Raw genomic sequence first — 22,409 nt, forward strand, 5'->3', positions numbered from 1 at the left:
GGCGTTCAATGGATCAGAAGGGAATGGAGGTCACGGCCGAAGCGGCCGCCGTTCAGATAGGTGTCGGCAGGCGCCGGCGTCGGCGCTGGTGCGGTGGGCTGGCTGTCCAGCCCCTTGTCGAGGATCGTCTTGACGGTGCGGTACTTGGGGCTGGCGAACACGAGCGCACGCTCGCACGCAGCCTCCAGTCGTTGATCGCCGACCTTCTCGCGAAGCCTCACGACGCCCTGCGCGCCGCGCAGGTTGATGAGCACCTTGTCGTTGAACATCGCGAGAACGAGCGCGTGGCAGGCTGGTCCGATATCCTTTGCCCGCGCCAGGCACCACTGGGGATCGTGTTCGAGCCACGCTTGCGCTTCAGGCGGCTGGTGGTCACGTACCGTGTGGCGATCGCCGGGCTTGCGCAGGCGCGGATGCGTCGCGACGAGCTCATGGCGGTGGAACACCTGCACGACCGTGTCGGTCGCCTTCAGCCACAGCTGCTTGCCGACGAGCGTGAACGGCACCGAATACAGCGCCTTCCTGTAGACGACGTGCCCGTTGGTATGCACCTTGGCCTCGCACCATACGGCCAGCACTGGCGGCACATCGGGCAGTCTGGCGAGCAGCGGCTTCTCGATGGCGAAACGTGCAAGCGGCTGCTCGCGCGTCGTGCCGTGCTCGCGCGTGCCGGCCTGCTGCATCACCCAGTCGCGCAATTGACGGTTGGCGTCGGCGAGATCGCGGAATTCGCGCAGCGGCACGAAGGATCGTTTGATGTATTTGACTCCGGCCTCAACGACGCCCTTCTTCGCAGGATCGTGTGGAGGGCATGCATCGATCCGGAAGCCGTACCCCTCGGCCAGCGCGGCGTACGAGCGCTGTACCTCGGGGTCGTACATGCACGCCTTTGTGATCGCGCACTTGGCGTTGTCGATGATCACGCGTTCGACGCGGCCACCGAACCATTCGAAGGCGCGCCGGTGACAGGCCAGCCACGTCTCGACCGTCTGATCCAGCACGACCTCGGCGTATTGATGACGCGACCAGCACAACGTCATCACGAAGAACCATGTCTTGAGCAGCCCCCCGGACTCATGCATGAGCACCGGACCGGCGCCGAAGTCGACCTGTGCGGCGTCCGCCGGCGCGAACTCCAGGATCGTCGTCGCTCTCACGCCGCGCTCGGCCTTCAGGTGCAGCAGGAAGCGCCGCACTGCCGAATAGCTGCCCGTATAGCCGTGGTTGCGCTGAAGCGCGTTGAAGATCGTCGTGCCCTGCACGTCGGCGTCAAACCAGCCGCGCACCAGATCGCGAAACGGTTCAATCGTGGACACGCAGCTACGCGGCAGCTTCGGATTGCGTCCGAAGATCGCTGCCAGTTCGGCGTCGTCCGGCAAGGGCCGACTGGGATCGAGCCAGCCCCGAGCGAGCGCGAGCTGCCTGACGGTCTTCAGCTTCCCACGCCCCATCAGGCGTGCGCTGGCAATGTCGCGGTCGGAATCGCCCTGACGCATGCGCGCCAGAACCTGTCGATACTCAAACACTTCGAACCTCCTTCGACTCATCGGCCCTCCGGGCAAAAAGTCCGAAGGTACCGGGTTGCGGAAATTCGAAATGCGTTTCGGGCCGGCGCCTGACACAACACTGAGCCCGCTACGTGGCTCGATTACGCCGATCCCGAGGTGGCTCCAATACGCCGATCATCGAGTGGCCCGATTGCGCCGATCATGCACTGGCTCGATTGCGGCGAACATCCGGTGGCTCGATTACGCCGATCCCGGAATGGCTCGAATATGCCGGTCAGTGACACTGATTCAGCGATTCGATGGTTAGCATGGCTGATCTATTCAAAACGGCCCTAGCGGCCCAGATACGATTCGATGACCGCTTCATCGCGCTTTACGTCCTCGAGCGTGCCGTGCGCGAGCACGCTGCCCTCGGCCATCACCGTGACGCGCCCGGTTTCCCCCGCGAGCGCCGCGACGAACTCCATGTCGTGCTCGACCACCATCATCGAGCAGCTCCCGCGCAGGCGGTTGAGGAGCGTGGCGAGTTCCATGGTCTCGTCGTCGGTCATGCCGGCGGCGGGCTCGTCGAGCAGCAGCAGTTGTGGCTTTTGCATGAGCAGCATGCCGATTTCGAGCCGCTGTTTAGTCGGCCAGCGAGCGCCCTGCAGTGAGAATCTGACGGCTGAAACTGACAGGTCGTGAGAGATCACGCAGGATTTCCCGGATTGCATCAGGCAAGGAACAACGGCCAGTTCGTCTCTGCCTGGTGAAATTCCGACGTGATACCAGTCTGGAAGATTGCGACCGCACAGTGACTGCGCGTTCAGTGCTGTTCCGGTTTTCCCGGACTCCCTGTTGCAGGTAGAACGAACAGGCGTTCGTCCCATAAGACCGGCAGCGCTTCTGATACGACGATCCGCGCAGCGTCTGGATGGGCGGGATTTACCAGCGCGTTGGACTCGGCACGTGCGACTACAGAAGGCACGATCAGGACCGCGGAGCGGCATTCCTCCAGCCAGCGGTTTCCGAAATCACGTGCGATTTCAGTGGATTGCCCGTCCCAACCTGCAGGCAGTGTGCCGGGAGTGAACCTTTCGACGGGAAGATCATCAGGAACCTGCGCCTCGACCCAGACGTGTGTCTTCGGCACTTTGCCGATCCGTGCGTGTACCAGTACCTCGAGCATGGCTCCTGCGAACGTGAGCGCGCCATAGATCACGGGACGGCCGGGGCAGTTGAATCGGCCGCCAACGAGCATGGCGCCGGTGCCGCTCCATAGCGGATGCCGCCTGTCGGCAATGCGGAAAATCCTCATCAGGCCGGTAGCCCGTAGAAGAGCTTCCAGAGGAGTTCTTCCACGCGGCGCGCACCCAGCTCGGTCAGGGCAACCTCAAGGGGCACGCGCCCCTCCAGCAGGGGGTGGGGCGTGGCAAGGAAGGTGCGTGCGTCCGCCGGATCGTCCCAGACGTAGGCCGCGCTCGCGTAGACCCGTGCGAGGCGCTCTGTCTTCTCCGATTCATCAGGTGTCAGCCTGTCGCGACGGCGCTTGTAGGTTGCCTCAGGGACGATGCGTGCCTGGAGCGCGCGCCTTGCCTCCGCGGTCAGGGCGATCTGTTCGACGCCGTTACGCAAGGCGGATTTGGGCAGGCCTTCTGCGACCTGCGCCTCGAGTTCGGCGATCGAATGGGGCACCGGACTCAGTCCCATGACTGCAGCGATCTTCTCGGGGGAAACGAGTTGCATGGCGCTTCCGTCGTAAATCAAATGAGCCTCCATTATAGCTCATTTGAGCTCGCCGCGATGAAGGCTGACTACCCGCTCTCCATTACAGCAAGCTCAAGCCCGGCGCCGCCGCGCATAACGGCAATGCGGGGATGACCGTTGCGTACAAGCGCGGAAAGATATCGCGCCCTTGCGGTACGTAAGCGAGGCACTGCGCCAAGCGCGCATGGGTGGGCAGCTTCGTGAGCGCCTCTCCGCGCCAGGCGATCGAGCCGTACTTCGTGGGCACGTCTGCTGCAAGCCCCTCACAGGGATCGCGTCGCCCCTGCCATCGCAGAGCACGAATGCCTCCAAGCGCACGGCGCGTACCAGCGCGCCTAGAGCGGATGCCTGGTTAGGGGCACTACTGTGCGAAAGGACACAGAAGTTCGCCTGTATGTCCTGCATGGTCATGGGGGAAACGTTCGTGTCGTAACAGACAGGAAATCGTAAACCTGTCTGAAAGCGTTCGTTAAAGGTTATTCGGAAACTGCACCACCCCAATTGATGGATTTTTTATTGTCTCAAATTATGAGTGGAGACAACAATGTCAGCAATTAAATGCCTTAAACTTATCGCTCCTCCCCTGATTACCATTGGAGCCGGGAAATTGCTATCTCCCGAAAAGAAGAAGGTTCTTTCGATGGCGATGACGCAATGTTCAAGCGACTCACGGCCTCATCGAGGCTTTATTTCGAGTACGGCTGCGGAGAAAGCACGATTTGGGTAGCGCAGAATACCAATGCAAAAATTCATAGCATAGACACGAGCAAGGAATGGATTGATTTTGTGGAGAATAGAATTGACCGGAAAGATGCCACAATTGAGTGGGTAGATTGCGGTGAGCTGGGGCAGTGGGGCGCTCCAATCAATTACCAAAAAAGGCAAAATTTTCTTAGATACGCCAATGCTCCATGGGCAAATCATCAGAACCCCGACATTGTTCTTATTGATGGACGATTTCGCGTTCTCTGTTTTTTAACAACACTGAAATTATCCAATGAAGGGACGAAAATTATCTTCGATGATTACACAAATCGTCCCCATTATCATATAGTCGAGGACTTCATCTCTCGCGCCGACACTTTCGGCCGGCAGTGCCTATTCATCGTTCCCAGCAAGAAAAATATCGACACGAATCTTATCGACAAGATGATTGATAAATTCGAATATGTTCTTTCATAACGCCAGATGCGCAGACCCCAGCGCACAACCAGCGGTCTGTTGCGCTTTGGAAGCTGCCTTGACGTTGCATGCGCCTGAAAGGTGGTTCAGGGGCGACGAGCGCCGTCCGGTCCCTGCAGATCCACGTAAAATTCGTAAGCCTGCCCGGCATTCGTCGTGGCGGCTGGTCGCCAATTTCAGGGTTCACACCGCAATCAACTCCCGCACCCCATCCGCATCCATGCTCGCGCCGGCGCCGCCCGCCACGATTTCGCCGCGGCTCATCACCCAGTAGCGGTCCGCGATGGCCTTGGCGAAGTCGTAGTACTGCTCGACCAGCAGCACCGTCATGTGCATCTCTTCCACGAGCCTGCGCAACGTGCGGCCGATATCCTGGATGATCGAAGGCTGGATGCCTTCGGTAGGCTCATCGAGAATGAGCAGCTGCGGATCGCTCATCAGCGCGCGGCCGATGGCGAGCTGCTGCTGCTGGCCGCCCGAGAGGTCGCCGCCGCGCCGCGCCTTCATGTCCTTGAGCACGGGAAAGAGTTCGTAGATGTGCGCGGGCACGCTCGACGGCATGCGCTTCTTGCTCGCCGCGCCCACCAGCAGATTCTCTTCGACGCTCAGGCGCGGAAAGATATCGCGCCCTTGCGGCACGTAAGCGAGGCCCTGCGCCACCCGCGCATGCGTGGGCAGCTTCGTGAGCGCTTCGCCGCGCCACGCGATCGAACCGTTCTTCGTCGGCACGACGCCCATGAGGCAGCGCAGCAGCGTGGTCTTGCCCACGCCATTGCGGCCGAGCAGCACGGTGAGTTCACCCTCGGGCACCGTCATCGAGACGTTGCGCAGGATGTGGCTGCCGCCATAGTACTGATTCAGCGATTCGATGGTTAGCATGGCTGATCTATTCAAAACGGCCCTAGCGGCCCAGATACGATTCGATGACCGCTTCGTCGCGCTTCACGTCCTCGAGCGTGCCGTGCGCGAGCACGCTGCCCTCGGCCATCACCGTGACGCGCCCGGTTTCCCCCGCAAGCGCCGCGACGAACTCCATGTCGTGCTCGACCACCATCATCGAGCAGCTCCCGCGCAGGCGGTTGAGGAGCGTGGCGAGTTCCATGGTTTCGTCGTCGGTCATGCCGGCGGCGGGCTCGTCGAGCAGCAACAGCTGCGGCCTTTGCATGAGCAGCATGCCGATTTCGAGCCGCTGCTTCTGGCCGTGCGAGAGCTCGCCCGCGAGGCGTCGGGCGTCGCTCTCCAGCCGGATCACTTCGAGCGTTTCCTCGATCTTCGCCTGCGCCTCGCGGCCAAGGCGCGCGCGCAGCGTGGCGAACCAGCCCTTGTCGGCCTTCATCGCGAGTTCGAGGTTCTCCCACACGGGATGCTGCTCGAACACCGTGGGCTTCTGGAACTTGCGGCCAATGCCCGCGCGCGCGATCGCCGGCTCGTTCATGCGCGTGAGGTCGAGCGTCTGCCCGAGGAACACCTTGCCGGAATCGGGCGCGGTCTTGCCGGTGATGACATCCATCATCGTGGTCTTGCCCGCGCCGTTCGGGCCGATCACGCAGCGCAGCTCGCCCGCGTCGATCACGAGCGAAAGCTTGTTGAGCGCGCGAAAGCCGTCGAAGCTCACGGTCACGTCTTCGAGATACAGGATCGTGCCGTGCGAGATGTCGATCGCGCCGGGTTCGACCACGTGCCCCAGTTCCGCCACGCCGGAGAGGGCGAGTTCGTCGTACTTGAGGGCGTCGTCGAAGGGGTTGTGGTTGAGCGGGTCGCTGATCACGCTATGTCCGTTCATGGGCGTTCGCTCCGCGTGGTGATCCGGTTCCGGATGAGTTCGATGAGTCCCATGATGCCGTTGGGCAGCAACAGCGGCACGAGCACGAACATCAGGCCGAGGAAGAACAGCCAGTACTCGGCGAAATGCGCGGTGAAAAAGCTCTTTGCACCGTTCACGGCGAACGCGCCGATGATCGGCCCGATGAGCGTGCCGCGTCCGCCCACGGCCACCCAGATCGCCATTTCGATCGAGTTGCCAGGCGACATCTCGCTCGGGTTGATGATGCCGACCTGCGGTACGTAGAGCGCGCCCGCAATGCCGCACAGGACGGCCGAGACGGTCCACACGAAGAGCTTGTAGCCCAGCGGGCTGTAGCCGAGAAACATGAGGCGCGTTTCGCCGTCGCGCACCGCGGTCACGACACGCCCGAGCTTCGAGGTGACGATGGCCCGCGCGCCGAGAAACGCGAGCACGAGCACGGCGAACGTCAGCAGGAACAGCACGGTGCGCGTGCCCGGATGCGTGATCGGCATGCCCGCGATGCGCTTGAAGTCCGTGAAGCCGTTGTTGCCGCCGAAGCCGGTTTCGTTGCGGTAGAAGAGCAGCATCGCGGCGAACGTCATGGCCTGCGTGATGATCGAGAGGTACACGCCTTTCACGCGCGAGCGGAACGTGAAGAAGCCGAACACCCAGGCGACCACGGCGGGCACAAGCACGACGAGCAGGAGTGCATACCAGAGATGCTCTGTGCCTTGCCAGTACCACGGCAGCGCATGCCAGTCGAGAAACACCATGAAGTCGGGCAGGTCGCTGCCGTACTTGCCGTCGTGACCGATCTCGCGCATGAGGTACATGCCGATGGCGTAGCCGCCCAGCGCGAAGAAGAGGCCGTGCCCGAGGCTCAGAATGCCGCAGTAACCCCACACGAGATCGAGCGCAAGTGCAGCGATCGCATAGCACATGAGCTTGCCGACGAGCGTCATCGCATACGCGGAAAGATGCAGTGCGCTCGATTGCGGCAGCACCAGCGCGCAAAGCGGGACGCCCACGCCGATCACGAGGATCAGCACGATGAGCGCGAGCCAGGCGCGCGGCGAGAGCAGGGCCGGCCGCGCGGGCAAGCCAAGGGCGAACGTTTCGGCGCCGTCGGCTGAAGTTCGCGAGGCGCCCAGCGTGTGACGCGCGGAAGAGGAAGTGACGCTCGTCATGTCATGCCTCCGCGCTGCGGCCCTTGAGGGCGAACAGCCCCTGCGGACGCTTCTGGATGAAGAGCACGATCAGCACGAGCACGGCGATCTTCGCGAGCACGGCGCCCCAGAACGGCTCGATGGCCTTGGAGACGAGCCCGAGACCGAAGCCGCCGATGACGGTGCCCGCAATCTGCCCGACGCCGCCCAACACCACCGCCATGAACGAATCGATGATGTAGCTCTGGCCGAGATCGGGACCGACGTTGCCGATCTGCGAGAGCGCGCAGCCGCCAAGTCCCGCCACGCCCGCGCCGAACGCGAAAGCCCACGCATCCACGCGCGCGGTGCGCACGCCCACGCAGGCCGCCATGCGGCGGTTTTGCGTGACGGCGCGCACGAACAGGCCAAGACGCGTCTTCGTGAGCACGGTCCACGCAACGCCCACCACGATCAGCGAGAACGCGAGGATCGCGAGGCGGTTGTACGGCAGGATGAGGTTCGGCATGACGCTCACGCCGCCGCTCATCCACGAGGGGTTTTCGACCTGCACGTTCTGCGCGCCGAAGATCATGCGCGTGGCCTGAATGAGGATGAGGCTGATGCCGAACGTCGTGAGCAGCGTCTCGAGCGGGCGGCCGTAGAGGTGACGGATCACGAGCCGCTCGATCACCGCGCCTACGAGCGCGGCAGCAACGAACGAAGCGGGAATCGCGAAGAGCGGATACCAGTCGAACGCGCCCGGCGCATAGCGCTGCACGAGCGTTTGGACGACGTAGGTTGCGTACGCGCCGATCATCAGGAACTCGCCGTGCGCCATGTTGATGACGCCGATGAGTCCATAGGTGATGGCGAGGCCGAGCGCCGCGAGCAGCAGCACGCTGCCGAGCGAGAGGCCCGCGAACAGCGTGCCGGCGATCTCGCTGCGGCGCTGGATGGCATCGAGCGCATCGATGCCCTGTTGCGCTGCTGATCGCACATCGGCATCGGGCTCGCTGTACGCGCCGCTCGCGTTCTTCGCGACGAGCGGGCGCAGCAGTTCGTACATGTCGACGTCGCGGCGCGCCGCGACGAGCTTCGCCGCTTCGAGACGCGTGGCCGCAATCGGATCGTGAAGCGCGGTCATCGCCCAGAGCGTGTCGAGACGGCGCTTGAGTGCCGGGTCGGTTTCCTTCGCGCGCGCGGCGTCGATCATCGGCTTCATGGCGGGATCGGGGTTCTTCAGCAGCCCGGCGATGGCGGCGCGGCGCGTTTCCAGATCGGGCGAGGCGAGTTGCAGGCCCGAGACCGCGCCCGCGACCTTCGAGCGCAAGAGGTTGTTCAGCGTGATGGGCTGCGCGCTCGAAGCGATGTTCGCGGCGACAGGTTGCCCAGTGGCTGCGTCGCGTGCATTGTCGCCATCTTGCACGAGCACTTCGCCCGAATCGGTTGCCGTGACGTTGTCCTCGGCCAGCGCTTTCAGGAGCGCAAGCGAAGCGGCGTCGTGCGTGGCGATGAGCTTGTCGATGGCCGCGGATTTCGCGTCGAAGTCGTCGCCGCCGAGCGGCGCGACGTCGGCCGCATCGAGCGCGTGCGCGCAAGTGCATAGCGCCGTGAAGAGCGCAGCGGCGGCGAGCGCGTGGCGCAGGCCCGCTTGCGCGTACCTCGGGAGTGAGAGAGCCATGGTGCTTTCTTTTTTGGTGCGGGCCACAGCGCAACAGCCTGAAGTTACGCCGCGGCCCGTAGACAGAGCACGCGAGCGCGCGCCACGTTGCGGCGCGGCGCTCGCGAAGACAACGTCAGGCCACGCGCGAGCGGCGCAGGAAGGCGGGCAGCGCGTTCGAGGTGACCACATCCGGCTTGCCTTCGTTGCCGGCGATGAACGGGCTCCACGGCTGCGCGCGCACGGCGGTCTTCGTCTTCCAGACGACATTGAACTGGCCGTCACCGCGAATCTCGCCGATCATCACCGGCTTGTGCAGGTGGTGGTTGCCGTCCATCGTGAGCGTAAAGCCCGAGGGCGCCGCCACGGTCTGGCCGATCATGGCAACGCGCACCTTGTCGACGTCGGTGCTCTTCGCCTTTTCCACGGCCTGCTTCCACATGTGGATGCCGACAAACGTCGCTTCCATCGGGTCGTTGGTCACGCGTTTGCTGCCGCCGGGCAGGTTGTTCGCCTGCACCCAGGCTTCGAACTGCTCCTTGAACTTCGTGTTGTTCGGGCCTTTCACCGACATGAAGTAATTCCACGCCGCGAGGTGTCCCACGAGCGGCTTCGTGTCGATGCCGCGCAACTCTTCCTCGCCCACGGAGAACGCGACCACGGGCACGTCGGTAGCCTTGATGCCCTGGTTGCCGAGCTCCTTGTAGAACGGCACGTTCGAGTCGCCGTTGATGGTCGAGACGACAGTAGTCTTGCCGCCCTGCGAGAACGTCTTGATGTTCGCGACGATGGTTTGATAGTCGCTATGGCCGAACGGCGTGTAGACCTCCTGAATATCGCTGTCTTTCACGCCCTTCGAGTGCAGGAAAGCGCGCAGGATCTTGTTGGTCGTGCGCGGATACACATAATCGGTGCCGAGCAGGAAAAAGCGCTTCGCGCCGCCGCCTTCCGCGCTCATCAGGTATTCCACCGCGGGAATCGCCTGCTGGTTGGGCGCCGCGCCCGTGTAGAACACATTGCGCGACATTTCTTCCCCTTCGTATTGCACGGGGTAGTAGAGCAGGCCGTTGAGCTCCTCGAACACGGGCAGCACCGACTTGCGCGACACCGAGGTCCAGCAGCCGAATACGCAGGCCACCTTGTCCTGCGTGAGGAGCTGGCGCGCCTTTTCGGCGAAGAGCGGCCAGTTCGAGGCCGGATCGACCACTACGGGCTGGATTTGGCGCCCCATCACGCCGCCGTTCTTGTTGATGTCGGCAATCGTCATCAACGCGGTGTCTTTCAGTGAGGTCTCCGAAATGGCCATCGTGCCCGAGAGCGAGTGCAGGATGCCGACCTTGATCGGCCCGCTGCCGGTGTCCGCGTGCGCGAACGGCATGCGCCCCGCGGCCGCGAGTGCGCCCGACATCGTCCCGAGTTTCAACAGACTGCGACGTTTCATTTTTGTGCCTCTTGTCCGTGAGTGAGTCGTGGGCCGTGGCGCGGGGTCGTTTTGTCGTCTTGCGCGCCGCCCGGTGTGTGTGGCCTGTCTTGCGTATACCCTTCTGCAAGCGTTGTGCCAGCGTGAAGGTCAAGCGCCAGGCTTGCCCCATAAGGCGCGCGGCGATGCGGGGCGCATCGGCGGCGACGCAACGGGCGGGCGATTGTGGTGCAGCGAGATGCATGTTCGGGCGCGCTGCATCGTCTCAGTGCGCGTGTGCATGAAGCCGGACGAATGGCGCGTCGGGGCACGCTGCATCGTTGTGCATGAGGGGCGGGCCGGTGGCTGCACGCAGTGGACCGAGGTGAATGGTCCAGAAATGACAAAGGGCGCGGCCTGAGCCGCGCCCCCTTCCTTAAGCTGGCGTGCGCCTGCTTAGTACGTCGGCACCTTGGGGTCGACCTGGCGCGACCAGGCGTCGATGCCGCCTTGCAGGTTGAACACCTTCGTGTAGCCGCGCGACTCGAGGAACATCGCCACCTGGGCGCTGCGCGCGCCGTGGTGGCAAATGCAGACGATCTGCGCCTCGTCGTCCAGCTCCTCGCTTCGCGCAGGGACCTCGCGCATGGGGATCGACAGGCTGCCGGCGATCTTTGCCGTTTCGATTTCCCACGGCTCGCGCACGTCGAGCAGTACGGGAGTCTCGCGCGAGGTGTCGGCAAGCCATTCGGCGAGGGCGGGGGCGGTCAGATTCTGCATGGAACACTCAATCGGGTAAGTAAGCCGGGCTGCCGTGCACGGAACCCGGCGATGCGGCAGGTTGGAAGCGCCTTAGAACTTGAAGCGCGGCGGATGCACGGCGTTCTGCAGCGGCTCGACATACGTTTCGAACACGCCGGCAATACGGAACTGCTTTTCGTCGATGCGCGTGATGATCTGCGCTTCCATGACGGGCGCGCCGCCCACGAAAGCCGCCAGTCGCCCGCCCACCTTGAGCTGCTCGAGCAGTTCCTGCGGCACGACCGGCAGGCCGCCCGAGACGCAGATCACATCGTACGGCGCGTTCGCGGCCCAGCCGCGTGCGCCGTCGCCGACCACGACTTCGGCGTTGAGCACGCCGTTCTTGACGAAGTTCGCGCGCGCGAATTCGGCGAGTTCGGTGTCGATCTCCACGCTCAGCACCTTCTGCGCCCGGTGCGCGAGCAGCGCCGCCATGTAGCCGGAGCCCGCGCCGATTTCGAGCACGCTCTCATGCTTCTTGACCGCGAGTTCCTGCAGCACGCGCGCTTCGACGCGCGGCGCCATCATGTGCTGGCCGTTCGGCAGCGGCACTTCGAGGTCGGCGAACGCGAGGGCGGTATAGGCCTCGGGGACGAAATGCTCACGCTTGACGATCGAGAGCAGGTTCAGCACGTCCTGGTCGAGCACTTCCCAGGGGCGAATCTGCTGTTCGATCATGTTGAAACGCGCTTGTTCGATGTTCATGGTGACTCGGCGTTGTGGTCGGGATCGGTTCGGTCCAAGCCCGGCAAAAAGGGTGTCGGGCAATCGGAGAATTGTAGCAAACCGGCTGCTGGCCCGGCCGCGCCGCCGACAGCCCGAAGGGGTTCCGGCGGGATTGACGGATCGGTGTTTGTCCTGGCTTCGTGAGCCTTGCGGTTTTGCGGTTCTCGTACCAAAAATGTAATCGATTACATTTTGACGCGCCCAGACGGCTCACGCCGCGGCCGCCGCAGGCTTCCGAACCGGTCACCATCGCCTTCGCCCATGTCCGCTCGCTCGTCCAGAACGTCGCAACTGCGGCCGCAGCCGTCTGAAGACGCCCGCGCCGATACCGCCGCGCGCGGCGGCTCGATCGCGGCGGTGGCGCAGCGCGCGGGGGTCTCGGTCGCGACGGTTTCGCGCGTGCTCAACGGTCATGCGAACGTGCGCGCCGCCACGCGCGAGCGCGTGCTCTCCGAGATCGAAACGAGCGGCTACCGCGTGAACGAACTCGCGCGCAACCTGCGCACGGCCGAAAGCCGCCTGCTCCTGACGATGGTGCCCGACTTCGGCAACCCGTTTTATGCGGAGATCGTGCGCGGCATCGACAGCGTCGCGCGCCAGCACGGGTTTTTCCTGCTGCTGTGCGACACGGGCGCGGACGCCGGCCGCGAGCGCAGCTACTTCGACCTGCTGCGCCGCCATCGCGCGGACGGGGCGATCTGCCTCGACCCGGCAACCGTGCAACATGCGCTGGCCGCCGAATCGACGGCGCTGCCGTGGGTGGCCTGCTGCGAGTTCGATCCGGACGTGGGCGTGCCGTATGTCGGCATCGACAACTACCGGGCCGCGCACGACGCCGTGCGGCATCTGATCGCGCGGGGGCGGCGACGTGTCGCGCTCATCAACTCCGACGAGCACTATCTCTACGCACGGCAGCGCCGCGAGGGCTGGCGCGATGCGCTCGGCGAAGCGGGCATCGCGATGCGCGACGCGTGGCGCGTGAACGTGAACTGCCTCGACTACGACGCGGGCGCGCAGGCCGCCGCCGCGCTCATGCAGTTGCCGGCGGGCGAAGCGCCGGACGCGATCTTCGCGGTGTCGGACACGCTCGCGGTGGGCGTGGTCAATGGCCTGCGCGGCGCGGGACGGCGCGTGCCGCGCGACGTCGCCGTGGTCGGCTTCGACGATATCGCGCTCGCCGCGCAGATCGACCCGCCGCTCACGACGATCGCGCAGCCCATGCGGGAACTGGGCGAGACGGCCGCGCGTCTGTTGCTGCGGCGTTTCGCGGACCCGCGCGCGAGCGTGCCGGGCGTGCTGCTGCCGCATCGGCTGGTGGTGCGCGAGAGCGGGTGAAGTCGAAATAACGCAAACGAACACATAGCAGGGGAGACCAGCGGAGCGAAGGCGGGCGGCGAGCGCCGCCCGCCGGAGCCCGCCGACAAGGCCACTGGAGGAGCGCACGCGCATGAGCGTCGCCGTCAAGTTCAACGACATCCGCAAGGACTTCGGTCCCGTGCGCGTGCTGCACGGCGTGAGCTTCGAGCTCGCGCCGGGGCGCATTCACGGCCTTTTGGGCGAGAACGGCGCGGGCAAATCGACGCTCATGAAGATTCTCGCGGGCTACGAAAACGCGAGCGCGGGCGAGATACTGGTGGACGGCGTGGCGCGCCGCTTCGACGGCTCGCGCGAGGCCGAAGCCGCCGGCATCGTGCTGATCCACCAGGAGTTCAACCTGGCCGAGCACCTGACGATCGCGCAGAACATCTTCCTCGGCCACGAGAAGCGCAAAGGCTGGCTCGTCGACGACGCTGCCATGCGCCGCGAAGCGCGCGAACTGCTCGCGCAGGTGGGCCTCGCGCGCGACCCGGACGTGAAGGTGCGCGACCTCATCGTCGCCGAAAAACAGCTCGTGGAGATCGCCAAGGCGCTCTCGCGGCACGCGCGCCTCCTGATCATGGACGAGCCCACGGCCACGCTCACGCTCGCCGAAACCGCGCGCCTTTTCGCGCTCATGACGAAGCTGCGCGCATCTGGCACGACGCTCGTCTACATCTCGCACAAGCTCGACGAGGTGGAGAGCATCACCGACGACGTGGTCGTGATGCGCGACGGTCGCTTCGTGGCCGCGAGCGCGACGGCCGGGCTCGCGCGCCAGCAGATGGCGAACCTCATGGTGGGCCGTGACGTCTCCGACATGTTTCCGGAGAAAGGCGCGGCGCCCGAGCTTGCCCCCGTGGCGCTGCGCGTGACGCATCTCACCGTGCCGGGCTGGGTCGAGAATCTGGGCTTCGAGGTGCGCGCGGGCGAGATTCTCGGCTTCGCGGGACTCGTGGGCGCGGGACGCAGCGAGGCGTTCGAGGCGATCGTGGGCTTGCGCCACAAGCACGCAGGCGAGATCGAGATCGACGGCCGCCCGGTCACGCTGCGCCACCCGCGCGACGCGATGCGCCACGGCCTCACGTACCTGAGCGAAGACCGCAAGGGCCGCGGCCTGCACATGAACCTCACGCTGCAGGACAACCTCACGCTCATGACACTCGAGCGCTACGGTCATCCGCTGCTCGATCTGAAGGCGGGCCGCCGCGCGCTCGAGAAAGCGGTGCGCGACTTCGGCATCCGCACCGGCGACCTCGACAGCCGCGCGCGCATGCTCTCGGGCGGCAACCAGCAGAAGCTCGCGCTCGCCAAGTTCCTGCAGCCCGACCCGCGCGTGATCGTGCTCGACGAGCCCACGCGCGGCGTGGACGTGGGCGCGAAGCGCGACATCTATTTCCTGATCCAGCGGCTCGCGGCCTCGGGGCGCGCGGTCGTCGTGATCTCGTCCGAACTGGTCGAGCTGATCGGGCTCGCGCATCGCGTGGCCGTGATGCGCGCGGGCCGGCTCGTCGCCACGCTCGGGCACGAACATCTGAACGAAGAGGAGCTGATCGCTCATGCAACCGGCACCCACTGACGCTACGTCCGAAGGCCGTGGCGCGCGCTCGGCCGCGGCGCGATTCGTGCACCGGCTCGCAGGCGTCGGGCCGCTCATCGGCCTGATCCTGCTTTGTGTGCTCGGCACGCTGCTCAACCGCGATTTCGCCACCGCCGGCAACCTGCTCAACGTGCTCACGCGCACCTCGTTCATCGGCATCATTTCCGTGGGCATGACGTTCGTGATCATTTCGGGCGGCATCGACCTGTCGGTCGGCTCGATGGCCGCGCTGATCGCGGGCGTGATGATCTGGGTGATGAATACGCTGGCGGCGAGCGAACACGCGTTTGCACCCCTGGCCATCGTCGCGATCGGTATTGCGATTGCGCTCGTGCTCGGCGCGGCGTTTGGGCTCGCGCATGGCTTGCTGATCACACGCGGACGCATCGAGCCTTTCATCGTCACGCTCGGCACGCTAGGCATCTTCCGCTCGGTGCTGACATGGCTTGCCGATGGCGGCGCGCTCACGCTGCAGAACAATCTCGTCGATCTCTACGGGCCGGTCTATTACGCGAGCCTTTTCGGCATTCCGGTGCCCGTGTGGGTGTTCGCGCTCACGGCGGCGGGCGGTGCGCTCATTCTCAACCGCACGGCGTTCGGACGGCACGTGCAGGCGATCGGCTCGAACGAGCAGGTCGCGCGCTATGCGGCGATCCGCGTCGATCGCGTGAAGTGCGCAACCTACGTGCTGCTGGGCGTGTGCGTGGGCGTGGCGACGGTGCTCTATGTGCCGCGTCTGGGCTCCGCCACGCCGACTACGGGCTTGTTGTGGGAACTGGAGGCGATCGCCGCGGTGGTGGTGGGCGGCACGGCGCTCAAGGGCGGCGAAGGGCGCGTGGCGGGCACCGTGGTCGGCGCGGTGTTGCTCTCGGTCATCGCCAATATTCTCAATCTCACGAGCATCATCAGCGTGTATCTGAATGCGGCGGTGCAGGGCGTGGCGATCATTGCCGTCGCGTTCCTGCAGCGCGGCAGACGGTAAGGATTCGAAGCAGATCTGGCAGGGCGGTGGGGAAGTCGAAGGAGGCAGCGAAAACTCAACGCAGGAACGGGCGCGGGAGCGCACGACAGGAGACGGCATCATGAAGAAGATGATTCGAACGATGTGTGCGGGCGCGCTGGCGCTTGGCGTAGCGGCGACGTTCGGTGCGGGCGCGGCGCGCGCCGACGACAAGGTCACGCTGGGCGTGGCGATTCCCACGGCCGACCATGGCTTCACGGGCGGCATCGTCTGGTGGGCGAACGAGGCGAAGAAGGACCTCGAAAAGGCCCACCCGGACCTCAAGGTCATCGTCAAGACGGCGGCGAATGCGCCCGATCAGGCGAACCAGCTGCAGGACCTCGTGACCGTTAACAAGATCAACGCGCTCGTGATTTTCCCGTACGAATCGGCTTCGCTCACGCAGCCCGTTGCGCAGGTGAAGAAGCAGGGCGTGTACGTGACGGTGGTCGATCGCGGCTTGACCGACACGAGCGCGCAGAATGCCTATGTGGCGGGCGACAACACGGCGTTCGGCAAGATCCCCGCTGAATATCTCGCGAAGCAGCTGGGCGGCAAGGGCGACATCGTCGCGCTGCGCGGCATTCCCACCACGCTCGACAACGAGCGCTGGACGGCGTTCACGAACGTGCTGAAGAACTATCCAGGCATCAAGATTCTTGACGCGAAATACGCGAACTGGAACCGCGACGACGCGTTCAAGACGATGCAGGACTACCTGACGCGCTTCAAGCACATCGACGCCGTCTGGGCCGCCGACGACGACATGGCCGTGGGCGTGCTCAAGGCGATCGACCAGGCCAAGCGCAACGACATCAAGATCGTGTTCGGCGGCGCGGGCTCGAAGGAGATGGTCAAGCGCGTGATGGACGGCGACCCGCTCATCAAGGCCGATGTGTCGTATTCGCCGAAGTTCATCTACGACGCGATCAAGCTCACGGCCGAAGCACGTTTGCAGGGCAAGTCGCTGCCGCCCACGACGATCATCCCCTCGGTGCTGATCACCAAGGAGAACGCGAAGCAGTTCTACTTCCCCGATTCGCCGTTCTGAGGACGGGGCTTGCGATGAAGACGATCAAGGGCCCAGCGATTTTCCTCGCGCAGTTTCTTGGCGACGACGCGCCGTTCGACAGCTTCGCGCACATGGCCGGCTGGGCGGCCCAGCTCGGCTACAAGGGCATCCAGGTGCCCACCGATGCGCGCCTCGTCGATCTCGCGCAGGCCGCGTCGAGCGTGGCGTACTGCGACGACCTGCGCCAGCAGGCCGACGATGCGGGCGTGACGATCACCGAGCTTTCCACACATCTGCAAGGACAGCTCGTGGCCGTGCACCCCGCCTACGACACGCTGTTCGACGGCTTCGCGCCACCGCAGGTGCGCGGCAAGCGCGACGCGCGCACGGCATGGGCCATCGAGCAGCTGATGCTGGCCGCGCGCGCCTCGAAGAATCTGGGCTTAAGCGCGCACGTGACGTTTTCGGGCGCGCTCGCGTGGCCGTACGTCTATCCGTGGCCGCAGCGGCCGGCGGGGCTCGTCGAAGCCGCCTTCGACGAACTCGCGCGCCGCTGGCGGCCGATTCTCGACGCGTTCGATGCAGCGGGCGTCGACGTCTGCTATGAACTGCATCCGGGCGAGGATCTGCACGATGGCGTGACGTTCGAGCGCTTTCTTGCGGCAGTGGGCGAGCATCCCCGCGCGAACATCCTCTACGACCCGAGCCACTTCGTGCTGCAGCAGCTCGATTACCTCGCGTTCATCGACCTCTATCACGCGCGCATCAAGGCCTTTCACGTGAAGGACGCCGAATTCCGCCCCACGGGCAAACAAGGTGTGTACGGCGGCTACAGCACATGGGTGGAGCGCGCGGGGCGCTTTCGCTCGCTTGGCGACGGGCAGATCGACTTCGGCGCGATCTTCTCGAAGCTCACGCAGTACGACTATCCGGGCTGGGCGGTGCTCGAGTGGGAGTGTGCGCTCAAGCATCCGCACGATGGCGCGCGCGAGGGCGCGGAGTTCATCAAGCGGCGCCTCATTCGCGTGGCGGAGCACGCGTTCGACGACTTCGCGGGCAGCGGCGTCGATGCGGCGCAGGTGAAGGGCGTGCTGGGCCTCTGAACGAGATTCTCGCAGGAGACACGCAATGACTCGAAGACTCAGGCTCGGGATGGTCGGCGGCGGCGAGGGGGCGTTCATTGGCGCCGTGCATCGCATCGCGGCGCGTCTCGACGATGGTTTCGAACTCGTCGCGGGCGCACTGTCGTCCGATGCGGCGCGCGCGCAGTCGAGCGCCGAGGCGCTCGGCCTCGCGCGCAGCTACGCCGACTGGCGCGAGATGGCGAGCGTGGAAGGCGCGCGCGAGGACGGCATCGATGCGGTGGCCATCGTCACGCCGAACCATCTGCACGCGCCGGTGGCGCATGCGTTCATGGAGGCGGGCATCCACGTGATCTGCGACAAGCCGCTCGCGGTCTCGCTCGCCGAGGGCGAAGCGCTCGCCAGGCACGCGCGCGACGCGAATCTCGTATTCGCGCTCACGCATACGTATTCGGGCTATCCGCTCGTGCGGCATGCGCGCGAGATGGTCGCGGCGGGTGAGATTGGCGAGGTGCGCATCGTGCAGGTCGAGTATGCGCAGGACTGGCTCGCCAATCCGGTCGAGCGCAGTGGCGCGAACCGCCAGGCGATGTGGCGCACGGATCCCGCGCTCGCGGGCCCGGCGGGGTGTCTGGGCGACATCGGCACGCATGCCTATCAGCTGGCGGCCTTCGTGAGTGCGCTCGTGCCGGAAGCGCTTGCGGCCGAAGTGCACACCTTCGTGCCGGGCCGCCGCGTGGACGATCACGTGCAGGCCATGCTGCGCTACGCCAACGGCGCGCGCGGCATGCTGTGGGCGAGCCAGGTGGCGAGCGGCGCGGAGAACGCGTTGCGGCTGCGCGTATATGGCACGAAGGCAAGCCTCGCGTTCGATCAGGAGGAGCCCAACCTGCTGTGGTTCACGCCGCAGGGCGGCGAGGCGCAGCGGCTCACGCGCGGCCGCGTGACGGGGGCCGCCGCACGGCACGCGACGCGCGTGCCGCCGGGGCATCCGGAAGGCTATCTCGAAGCGTTCGCGCAGCTCTATCGCGACGCAGCCGCGCAGATCCTCGCGCGCGAGGCCGGTGAGCCCGCGCCGAGCGCAAGCCGGCTATTGACGACGGTCGACGACGGCGTGGAGGGACTGCGCTTTATCGACGCCGTGCTGGCAAGCAGCGCGGCGGGTGGCGTCTGGCGCAGCATCTCCCGAGCGTGAATGGCGCGTCGCGTGGTCATGGAAATCTGGATGAATGGACTGCCGACTCCAGCGGCGGACGTCGTTTTACTCCTGCGGAAAGCGGATCCGGGAAAATTGCTTGCCCGCCAGGATCGAACTTCTCCTTTAAATTTGATAGTCGACGGGAAGCAGTAACTGGAGTTCTTAGTCGGACCTTATAATTCGTTTTGCGCGGCGCGGCCATCATGCCGTGAAGACGACAGTGGGCGAGCGGTTGCGCAAAGCGATCAGAATGAGGGCGTAAAAAAGCCGCAGCTTTCTGAGGATCATGCGCAGGTTGTGGCCGGCGCCGCACAGCACCGCGTGCATCGCATCGCCGAGTGCGCCTTTGAGCCAGTTCCGATCGAGTTTGCCGTCGGCCTTCATGTGACCGATGGCCGGCTCGATCGCGCTTCGCCGTCGGATCATCGCGCGCAGGTTCCGCGTAATTCCGCGTCGCAATCCCGGGTGATAGATCTTCACGCCATCTACGGCGACACCCTTGTAGCCTCGATCAACAACGGCCACTTCCGGCTTCACGTCGCTTAGGATTGCCGCCTGCTCCAGTGCCTCGGCCAGCGTATGGCCGTCATACGGATTGCCCGGCATCGAGCGCGCTCCGATCACGAGCCTTCCTTGTGGGTCGTCGTGATCGACACCTTGACGCCGAATTCGTACGGCGTGCGCGCTTTGCCCTTGGCCTAGGAACCCGGGCTCCGTTCAGGGTTAGAGACTCCGATCCGGATGGCGACGTCGTCTTCGATTTTCCAAACCTGTGAACCTTCGTGGTTCAAGGTCGCGAAGGTGCGAATGTAATAACCCATTTACAGTTGCTCCTTCAACGGTCCTGTCGAGTGTCCCATACGCGAAGGATAGCAATGGTCGCGGGCTCTTCTGCATACGGCGGCAAAACCTCGTAGTGCAGTTCGTATCGGCCCGCGAGACAGACCCAGCGATGTACCTCGCGAGCCGGTGGTCCGTCGTATCCGTCGAGCTCTTCGCCCAGCCGGTGGAAGTGGTCCTGTCCGAGTCGTTCCGACTCATCGAGCAACGCATTGACGACCTTGCGAGCAGTGGCGGCATCATTGAACTTTTTGACGTGCCTGGCAATGACTTCAAGGTCTGACATCGCCTTGCCGGTGGGGATGACCTTGACGCTCACGCTTTCGGCACCGGCAGTTCGTTATCCGTGCCGAGGCTGTTTGCCCACGCACGAGCCTGCTCCATTGACACGAAGCGCCCGGCGGTAACGTCGTCTAGGCCCTCCTGAATCAGACGACGCTTTTCGGCCTCGCGCGCGAGGTACTGGACCAACGCTTTCTTGATGATCCACTGCCGCGGCCGCTCGATCTGCTCTGACAGAGCGTCCACTTCTTCTGCCAGTTCGACCGGCACTTGGGCAGTCAGCGTTCGAGTCTCAGCAACCATCACACACCTCGATTATTGATCAGCAACAGACTCTATTATAAAACAATAATACGGTCGGAATCGCTGTCCCTCGACGCGCTGGATGCGTCGAAACGGAGAAAACAGGACGTCCGGCCCCGTCCGAAACGCTGGAAATTCGGGGCTTTCACGTGCCTAACCAAAGTTATTTGGCCGTTGAGAGGGCGATATGGTCCTTATTAAATGACGATACGGTCGAAAAACCGTCAATTCGCCGGTTCTCGGCTCGCCGCTCGCGTCGCAACGCATGCCAGAGCGAATCCGCAGGAAATTTGCCGGATTTTCGCCTCACTTTTCTTTCTCTGATCTGCCCGAAGTGGCCGATGCCGCCGGCAGGCGTTGCTGCGCGCTCTATTTTTCGCGTTTTCAGGAGCTTCCATGGCTGCTATCACAATTCCAACCACAGTTGAGAGCACAGCGACGACCTTCACGCCTGCGTTCCCGTTCGTCGCGCAGACCAACGACTTCGACGATGTCTTTGCGTGCGCCGCGATGCTCTCGGGCAAGACGATCGAAGAAGTGAGGGAGATCGCTGTCGCCAAGACAAAGCATCTTGCACGGGGGCCGTACTACCTCGGCGAGACGCAGATCGCCGCGCTACTCGCCCAGCTTGGACTCGTTGCAACCGTCTACAAGGAGGTCAGCCGCGTGGCTGACATTCCCGACGTCGCCTTGCTGCTGGTCGACTACAACGCCGAGATGGAAGTCGGTCGGCACATCTTGTTTCACCGCGCAAAGGCGTCGCACGCCTCCGGCACCACGATCGAGTATGCACGCGACCCGGCGCCGTGGTGCAAACCGGCCGACCGCGTTCGCACCAACTTCAAGAGCATCGCCGGTCATTGGGCCATTGGCATTCACGCCACTGCGTCCCGAACGGGATGGCCATCTTTCTGTCCCTGAACACCGACTGTGGTGGCGCGGAATCATGGCTTTGCGGACGGCAACAAGAGAACCGCTTGGGTGGTTGCTCGGCTTTTCCTTGCAGATAACGGCTATCGGTTGAAGTTTGATCCGGCCGACGCCGTTAGGACCATGGAAATGGTTGCTGCTGGCGTGCTCGACGAAGCTGCGCTGGCGGAGTGGTTCCGACAGCGGATCGCCGAGTAAGTCGACGCTAGGACGCACGGTTAATTTCGAAATTCCCGCTGGTTTGACAAGCTATGGGCGTCCTATAGGTGCCGACGACAGAATCCGTTCGGTGTACCGCGCGATCATGTTGAGTCTGGCGGGAACGCCAAGTCCCACATAGACGGGATCAAGAAAAGCAGCTCGTATACCGTCAGAAATATCGTCGCGTTACGGTGCTTGGGGCGGGACGACGACAGTCGATGGTGGACGTTGCCCGCAATCGTTCAGAGCGCTTCCAGCATCTGAAGCGTTTCCGGGTGCTTGGCGACCAGTCGGATCAGCGTGGCCGCCTGTGCGTTGGGCTTGGCCTTGCCTTGTTCCCAATTCTGATACGTGCGCACATTGATGCGCAGGCTTCGGGCCATGACGGCTTGCGACGCGTGAGAGGCTTCGCGCACGGCCTTGATTTCTGCCGGCGAAACTTCGAGCGTATCGGGCACATCGGCCTTGATCTTGCGCAGCGTGATTTTCCCTTCGCGCTCGCCAGCAAGGGCGCCGAGATCCTCGGTCAATTCAGCAAACAGATTTCGCTTCTTCATTGCTTGCTCCGTATCGTGACCTCTCTTTCCAGTCGCTTCGCGAAGGCTTTGCGCGCGTCACGGGAGAGGTCTGCCATTTCGTCCTTGTCGTA

The 22,409-nt window shown here is 64.2% G+C and carries 22 protein-coding genes and 3 pseudogenes; 9 read left to right on the forward strand and 16 right to left on the reverse strand.

Annotated features, from left to right (window positions below; all coding sequences use genetic code 11):
- Positions 1 to 5 precede the first annotated feature (5 nt).
- The 5 genes and pseudogenes from istA to AB3X99_RS10925 form a co-directional block, all read right to left on the reverse strand.
- Complete coding sequence (gene istA, locus AB3X99_RS10905) at positions 6 to 1,526, reverse strand: IS21 family transposase (protein ID WP_254358621.1); 1,521 nt, start codon at positions 1,524 to 1,526, stop codon at positions 6 to 8.
- A gap of 314 nt (positions 1,527 to 1,840) precedes the next feature.
- Positions 1,841 to 2,134, reverse strand: a pseudogene (locus AB3X99_RS10910) (ABC transporter ATP-binding protein); the annotation flags it as partial.
- 179 nt (positions 2,135 to 2,313) lie between these two features.
- The gene (locus AB3X99_RS10915) at positions 2,314 to 2,805 is read right to left on the reverse strand and encodes an RES family NAD+ phosphorylase (protein WP_368616926.1); all 492 of its coding nucleotides are present in this window, start codon (positions 2,803 to 2,805) and stop codon (positions 2,314 to 2,316) included.
- Positions 2,805 to 3,233 carry an antitoxin Xre/MbcA/ParS toxin-binding domain-containing protein gene (locus tag AB3X99_RS10920; protein WP_069269414.1) on the reverse strand — a complete coding sequence of 143 codons (429 nt, stop codon included), beginning with the start codon at positions 3,231 to 3,233 and terminating at the stop codon, positions 2,805 to 2,807. Before AB3X99_RS10920 ends, AB3X99_RS10915 begins: the two co-directional genes overlap by 1 nt.
- Before the next feature lie 145 nt (positions 3,234 to 3,378).
- Positions 3,379 to 3,492: pseudogene (locus AB3X99_RS10925) on the reverse strand (ABC transporter ATP-binding protein); the annotation flags it as partial.
- A 416-nt stretch (positions 3,493 to 3,908) separates the two neighbouring features.
- Between AB3X99_RS10925 and AB3X99_RS10930 the strand changes: the two are divergent.
- Positions 3,909 to 4,436, forward strand: a complete 528-nt coding sequence (locus AB3X99_RS10930) for a class I SAM-dependent methyltransferase (RefSeq protein WP_069269413.1) — start codon at positions 3,909 to 3,911, stop codon at positions 4,434 to 4,436.
- A 183-nt stretch (positions 4,437 to 4,619) separates the two neighbouring features.
- On the opposite strand, the gene urtE is transcribed toward AB3X99_RS10930, so the two are convergent.
- The 7 genes from urtE to AB3X99_RS10965 all read right to left on the reverse strand — a co-directional run bounded on the left by urtE (position 4,620) and on the right by AB3X99_RS10965 (position 11,935).
- Positions 4,620 to 5,315, reverse strand: a complete 696-nt coding sequence (urtE, locus tag AB3X99_RS10935; protein ID WP_069269410.1) for an urea ABC transporter ATP-binding subunit UrtE — start codon at positions 5,313 to 5,315, stop codon at positions 4,620 to 4,622.
- Between the two features lie 22 nt (positions 5,316 to 5,337).
- On the reverse strand, positions 5,338 to 6,219 hold the full coding sequence (urtD, locus tag AB3X99_RS10940; protein ID WP_368616927.1) for an urea ABC transporter ATP-binding protein UrtD: 882 nt from the start codon (positions 6,217 to 6,219) through the stop codon (positions 5,338 to 5,340).
- Complete coding sequence (gene urtC / locus AB3X99_RS10945; RefSeq protein WP_368616928.1) at positions 6,216 to 7,409, reverse strand: urea ABC transporter permease subunit UrtC; 1,194 nt, start codon at positions 7,407 to 7,409, stop codon at positions 6,216 to 6,218. Before urtC ends, urtD begins: the two co-directional genes overlap by 4 nt.
- Before the next feature lies 1 nt (position 7,410).
- Complete coding sequence (gene urtB, locus AB3X99_RS10950) at positions 7,411 to 9,051, reverse strand: urea ABC transporter permease subunit UrtB (protein ID WP_368616929.1); 1,641 nt, start codon at positions 9,049 to 9,051, stop codon at positions 7,411 to 7,413.
- Between the two features lie 115 nt (positions 9,052 to 9,166).
- Positions 9,167 to 10,471, reverse strand: a complete 1,305-nt coding sequence (gene urtA, locus AB3X99_RS10955; protein WP_069265483.1) for an urea ABC transporter substrate-binding protein — start codon at positions 10,469 to 10,471, stop codon at positions 9,167 to 9,169.
- 414 nt (positions 10,472 to 10,885) lie between these two features.
- Positions 10,886 to 11,209, reverse strand: a complete 324-nt coding sequence (locus tag AB3X99_RS10960; RefSeq protein ID WP_069265482.1) for a rhodanese-like domain-containing protein — start codon at positions 11,207 to 11,209, stop codon at positions 10,886 to 10,888.
- 72 nt (positions 11,210 to 11,281) lie between these two features.
- Positions 11,282 to 11,935: a protein-L-isoaspartate O-methyltransferase gene (locus AB3X99_RS10965; RefSeq protein ID WP_254319411.1), complete on the reverse strand. Its 654-nt coding sequence runs from the start codon at positions 11,933 to 11,935 to the stop codon at positions 11,282 to 11,284.
- A 282-nt stretch (positions 11,936 to 12,217) separates the two neighbouring features.
- Here AB3X99_RS10965 and AB3X99_RS10970 point away from each other — a divergent pair, with 282 nt between their 5' ends.
- The 6 genes from AB3X99_RS10970 (at position 12,218) to AB3X99_RS10995 (ending at position 19,201) form a co-directional block, all read left to right on the forward strand.
- The gene (locus AB3X99_RS10970) at positions 12,218 to 13,291 is read left to right on the forward strand and encodes a LacI family DNA-binding transcriptional regulator (protein WP_069265480.1); all 1,074 of its coding nucleotides are present in this window, start codon (positions 12,218 to 12,220) and stop codon (positions 13,289 to 13,291) included.
- 112 nt (positions 13,292 to 13,403) lie between these two features.
- Positions 13,404 to 14,891, forward strand: coding sequence for a sugar ABC transporter ATP-binding protein (locus tag AB3X99_RS10975; protein WP_368616930.1), 1,488 nt, complete (start codon positions 13,404 to 13,406; stop codon positions 14,889 to 14,891).
- Entirely contained in the window at positions 14,872 to 15,894 is a 1,023-nt protein-coding gene (locus AB3X99_RS10980; protein ID WP_069265478.1) for an ABC transporter permease, read from the forward strand. Before AB3X99_RS10975 ends, AB3X99_RS10980 begins: the two co-directional genes overlap by 20 nt.
- 100 nt (positions 15,895 to 15,994) lie before the next feature.
- Entirely contained in the window at positions 15,995 to 16,963 is a 969-nt protein-coding gene (locus AB3X99_RS10985; protein WP_069265518.1) for a substrate-binding domain-containing protein, read from the forward strand.
- A gap of 14 nt (positions 16,964 to 16,977) precedes the next feature.
- Positions 16,978 to 18,027, forward strand: a complete 1,050-nt coding sequence (locus AB3X99_RS10990) for a sugar phosphate isomerase/epimerase (protein WP_069265477.1) — start codon at positions 16,978 to 16,980, stop codon at positions 18,025 to 18,027.
- Between the two features lie 25 nt (positions 18,028 to 18,052).
- Positions 18,053 to 19,201 (forward strand): Gfo/Idh/MocA family protein, encoded by a 1,149-nt coding sequence (locus tag AB3X99_RS10995; RefSeq protein ID WP_256094756.1) that lies wholly within the window; start codon positions 18,053 to 18,055, stop codon positions 19,199 to 19,201.
- Positions 19,202 to 19,405: 204 nt separating this feature from the next.
- On the opposite strand, the pseudogene AB3X99_RS11000 reads toward AB3X99_RS10995, so the two are convergent.
- From AB3X99_RS11000 to AB3X99_RS11010, 3 genes and pseudogenes are all read right to left on the reverse strand, one after another.
- Positions 19,406 to 19,899: pseudogene (locus AB3X99_RS11000) on the reverse strand (transposase); the annotation flags it as partial.
- A 140-nt stretch (positions 19,900 to 20,039) separates the two neighbouring features.
- On the reverse strand, positions 20,040 to 20,363 hold the full coding sequence (locus AB3X99_RS11005; RefSeq protein ID WP_368616931.1) for a type II toxin-antitoxin system RelE/ParE family toxin: 324 nt from the start codon (positions 20,361 to 20,363) through the stop codon (positions 20,040 to 20,042).
- A complete protein-coding gene (locus tag AB3X99_RS11010; protein ID WP_069265474.1) occupies positions 20,360 to 20,629 on the reverse strand; it encodes a CopG family ribbon-helix-helix protein in 270 nt (89 codons plus the stop codon). Before AB3X99_RS11010 ends, AB3X99_RS11005 begins: the two co-directional genes overlap by 4 nt.
- A gap of 396 nt (positions 20,630 to 21,025) precedes the next feature.
- Between AB3X99_RS11010 and AB3X99_RS11015 the strand changes: the two genes are divergently transcribed.
- Positions 21,026 to 21,550: a hypothetical protein gene (locus AB3X99_RS11015; protein WP_368616932.1), complete on the forward strand. Its 525-nt coding sequence runs from the start codon at positions 21,026 to 21,028 to the stop codon at positions 21,548 to 21,550.
- 12 nt (positions 21,551 to 21,562) lie between these two features.
- On the forward strand, positions 21,563 to 21,757 hold the full coding sequence (locus AB3X99_RS11020; protein ID WP_256094764.1) for a type II toxin-antitoxin system death-on-curing family toxin: 195 nt from the start codon (positions 21,563 to 21,565) through the stop codon (positions 21,755 to 21,757).
- Positions 21,758 to 22,002: 245 nt separating this feature from the next.
- Here the strand turns inward: AB3X99_RS11020 and AB3X99_RS11025 are convergent, their stop codons facing one another.
- Entirely contained in the window at positions 22,003 to 22,317 is a 315-nt protein-coding gene (locus AB3X99_RS11025) for a helix-turn-helix domain-containing protein (RefSeq protein ID WP_368616933.1), read from the reverse strand.
- Positions 22,318 to 22,409: the final 92 nt, after the last annotated feature.

Source organism: Paraburkholderia sp. BR10882 (assembly GCF_040948855.1).
Lineage (GTDB): Bacteria > Pseudomonadota > Gammaproteobacteria > Burkholderiales > Burkholderiaceae > Paraburkholderia > Paraburkholderia nodosa_A.